General features: G+C 56.1%; 2 protein-coding genes and 2 pseudogenes. All 4 read right to left on the bottom strand.

Translation table 11 applies throughout. The features are described from left to right. Positions 1-269, bottom strand: a pseudogene (gene glmM / locus OEL57_RS15810) (phosphoglucosamine mutase); the annotation flags it as partial. Between the two features lie 26 nt (positions 270-295). Continuing rightward, a complete protein-coding gene (cdaA, locus tag OEL57_RS15805) occupies positions 296-1,042 on the bottom strand; it encodes a diadenylate cyclase CdaA (protein ID WP_300741795.1) in 747 nt (248 codons plus the stop codon). Positions 1,043-1,066: 24 nt separating this feature from the next. Then, positions 1,067-2,308: a dihydropteroate synthase gene (gene folP / locus OEL57_RS16945; RefSeq protein WP_331489753.1), complete on the bottom strand. Its 1,242-nt coding sequence runs from the start codon at positions 2,306-2,308 to the stop codon at positions 1,067-1,069. Then, positions 2,305-3,022: pseudogene (locus OEL57_RS15795) on the bottom strand (cell division protein FtsH); the annotation flags it as partial. The gene folP and the pseudogene OEL57_RS15795, both read right to left, overlap by 4 nt.

Raw genomic sequence — 3,022 nt, 5'->3', positions numbered from 1 at the left:
GATTTGGTGATATTGGCAATCCCGGGGGTCGGCAGCGGGCCCACCAGCAGCACATCTACACCCATGGAGCAGATCCCTGCCACCAGAGCACTTTCCAGCATGTAGCCGGAAAGGCGGGTGTCCTTGCCGATGACGATCCGGTGGCGTCGTCTGCTGTTGCTCTTAAAGATATAAGCAGCCGCCCGTCCCAGCTGCATGGCGGTTTCGGTGGTCATGGGATGGATATTGGCAACGCCGCGAACGCCGTCGGTGCCGAACAGTTTTTTCATGGGTGATACGCTCCTTTTATGCTGCCTCAGCCATGGTGCGCCATGGCTTTTTTTAACAATTTTTTAAGGTCTGCCATGTCGATGTCGTAGGTGATCTTGCTGTCTTGGACTGCCGAGATCTTTCCGGTCTCTTCGGAAACAACCAGTATCAGGGCATCAGATAATTCCGAGAGCCCCAGGGCTGCCCGGTGGCGGGTGCCGAAGCTCTTGGAAATGTCTGGGTTGTGGGAGAGAGGTAGCAGGCAGCCAGCTCTGGTGATCTTGCTCTGGTGCAGGATTACCGCGCCATCGTGGATCGGCGAGTAAGGGAGAAAGATTGAGTTGAGCAGTTCACTGGTTACCTTGGCGTCAATATCGGTTCCCACCTGAATCAGGTGCTCAATCGGCTGCTGTCTTACCACCACAATCAGGGCGCCGATCTGGCGGCTGGCCATATCTGATAACGCACGCTGAACTTCATCCACCGCTCCATCATCAGCCGGTTGCTCAGTGGTTTGATGCTGACGTTTGCCCAGCATCAGCAGGGCGCGGCGTAGATCATTCTGGAAGATGATCGCCAGGACAACAGGTGTGGAGAGGATAATGACATCAATAACACGGATCAACGGTGCAAAGCGGCTCAGGCGGGCAATCAGGGAAAAAGCGACCAGTATCCCCATCACCCCCAGCAGGCGCAGGGCAACGTCACGCCGTATCAGCAGGGAAAAGAGATAGATCAGGGCAGCCAGAATAATGCTGTCACTGATACCGGTCAGGTCGATGGGGCAGCTCATGAGTCGTCTCGGAGACTGAAGGATTTACTGGCTGTTGATGGCACGGGCCATCAGGGCTACATCTTTCATTGCCTGTACATCATGAACACGCACAATCCGGGCACCGGATGTTACGGCATGGGCTACGGTGGCTGCGGTACCGAACAGGCGGTCTGCTGCTGTTTCCCGCTGCAGAATCTTACCGATAAAGGATTTACGTGAGGTCCCCACCAACAGCGGGTAGCCAAGGTTTGCCAGTTCCGGCAGTCGGCGCAGCAGTTCCAGGTTTCCATTCAGATCCTTGGCAAACCCGATGCCAGGGTCCAGGGCAATCTGTTCGTGTGCGATACCAGCGGACCGGGCGGATGCAGCTGACTGTAACAGGCTGGCGGTGACTTCGCCCATCAGGTCTGCGTAGCCGGTATCCTGCTGCATCTGCTGGGGTGTACCCCTGGTGTGCATCACAACCAGACCGGCCTGGTGACGGGCAACCACCTCTGCCAGGGTTGGATCAAAGTTAAGGCCGCTGATGTCATTGATAATCTCTGCCCCGGCTGCCAGACAGGCATCAGCAACGCTGTTTTTCCAGGTGTCAACCGAGATCGGTATGGTGAGCCTGTTAGCAAGCGCCTCAATCACCGGTAGTACCCGTGTACGTTCTTCCTCTGCTGAGACCGCAACCGCTCCGGGCCGGGTGCTTTCACCGCCGAGATCAAGCAGGTCTGCCCCTTCAGCCTCCAATTGCAGGCCCCGCTCAACTGCCTGTTCAACCGTAGGGTAGCAACCGCCATCGGAAAAGGAATCCGGGGTGACATTCAGAATACCCATGATCAACGGACGATCCAGGGAAAGCTGACGCCGGGAGGTCTGCCAGATGGTTGGTGGGTGCTGAATATTTTGTAATAGCAGGGTCAGTTCTGTTGACAACCCCTTGAGGCCAAACGGTTGACCAGTGAGTTTGTTGCAAAGTGTCAGCAGTTGCTTCCGGGTGCCGATCAGCAGTACGTCGGTACTACTTACTGAACAGGCCACGGTACCCCGTGCCACCGCAGCATCACCCCCCAGGGAGAGCATCTCCTGCTTCAGAATATTGGCTGCAGCGGGCTTTACCTGCGGCACCAACAGAGCATGCTGTTCCAGCTTGGGCAGCATGTGCCTGATACCAGCCGGATCAACCCCGATCCGTTCCAGTTCTTTCTGTGCAGCTGCAGGGGAGGTGAGGCAGAGGGCGCGAATGGCAAAATCGTGCCCCTTGTTCCTTGCCCCTTGCCCCTGTTCTTCTGTCACGCCTGAATATCCACCGGTTTTGAAGCTTCTTCAATAGTCTCTGCAGCAGGTTCATCCTGCTCTGGCTCAGGCTTTTTGCCGCTACAGACCGGGCCGTTGCCGGCAATAATGTCATCAACCTCGGCGCCACTCAGGTTTTCCTTTTCAATCAGGCACATGGAGAGTTGGTGCAGATGATCTTCATGCTCACGCAGGATGGTAATGGCACGGGTGTAGCTTTCATCAACAATCCGCTTGATCTCTTCATCAATTTTGATAGCGGTCTCTTCACTGAAATTCTTGTGCATGGCCATGTCGCGGCCCAGGAAGATTGATTCATCCTTCTTGCCCAGGGAAACCGGGCCCATCAGATCACTCATGCCCCATTCGCAGACCATCTTGCGGGCCATTTCTGTAGCACGTTCAATGTCATTGCCTGCGCCGGTGGTAAAGGTGTTGAAGATCAGCTCTTCTGCTGCGCGACCACCCATCAGCACCGCAATCCGACCCAGCAGGGATTCACGGTTGTAGCTGTGTTTGTCTTCAATCGGCAACTGCATGGTCACACCCAGGGCGCGACCTCGGGGGATGATGGAAACCTTGTGAACCGGATCGCTGCCCGGCACCATCTTGGCCACCAGTGTATGGCCGGCTTCATGGTAGGCAGTGCTCTTCTTTTCCTCGTCAGAGATCACCATGCTGCGGCGCTCGGCACCCATCAGGACCTTGTCCTTG

Source organism: Trichlorobacter sp. (assembly GCF_030247655.1).
Classification (GTDB): Bacteria; Desulfobacterota; Desulfuromonadia; order Geobacterales; family Pseudopelobacteraceae; genus Trichlorobacter.
The sequence above is the reverse complement of the archived record's forward strand: the minus strand, read 5'-3'. Positions and strand labels throughout refer to the sequence as shown.

What these genes read in the sequence shown, in the direction of transcription:
- cdaA (WP_300741795.1), bottom strand. Translation starts at nt 1,042, where the DNA reads ATGAGCTGCCCCATCGACCTGACCGGTATCAGTGACAGCATTATTCTG.